This window comes from Mesorhizobium sp. M0983, assembly GCF_040318975.1.
Taxonomy (GTDB): domain Bacteria; phylum Pseudomonadota; class Alphaproteobacteria; order Rhizobiales; family Rhizobiaceae; genus Mesorhizobium.
Genome location: NZ_JAMYNH010000073.1, coordinates 1 through 500, shown reverse-complemented (window position 1 = coordinate 500; position 500 = coordinate 1). Strand labels below are relative to the sequence as shown.

The 500-nt window shown below is 65.0% G+C and carries 1 protein-coding gene; it reads right to left on the bottom strand.

Translation table 11 applies throughout. The annotated features are described in order from the left end of the window. Positions 1-500, bottom strand: a 500-nt coding sequence (locus NKH71_RS33370; RefSeq protein ID WP_352896641.1) for an IS256 family transposase, incomplete at both ends; no start/stop codon positions are given.

Genomic DNA, 500 nt, shown 5'->3' with positions numbered 1-500 from the left:
CTCGATGTTGTCTTCCACCCAGTTGACCAGCTTCGGGTATTTGGCCTGCCATTTGGCGATCCACTGCGCCAGGTCGCGTTTGACCTCGGCAAGGTCGCGCCGGTCGTAGAACCATCTGAGCTCCATCAGGCAATCGTCGTCGACCTTGCGCGGCACGTAGTCGAGCGCGTTTCTGAGGAAGTGCACGTAGCAGCGCTGCCAGACCGCTTCGGGCAGCACTTCGCGGATTGCCGCCCTGAGCCCCGGATGGTCGTCGGAGACGACGAACTCGACGCCGGCGAGCCCGCGATTCTTGAGCCCCGTCACGAACTCGCGCCAGCTCGAATGGCTCTCCCGGTTGGCCAGCTCCACGCCCAGGACCTGGCGCCGGCCCTCCCAATCCACGCCGATCGCCACCAGCACCGCCTGGCTGGCGATCACGCCCGCCTCGCGAGCCCGTTCATAGCGCGCGTCCAAGATGAGATACGGATAGCTTTCCTCGAGCCGCTGCGTGAAGAACG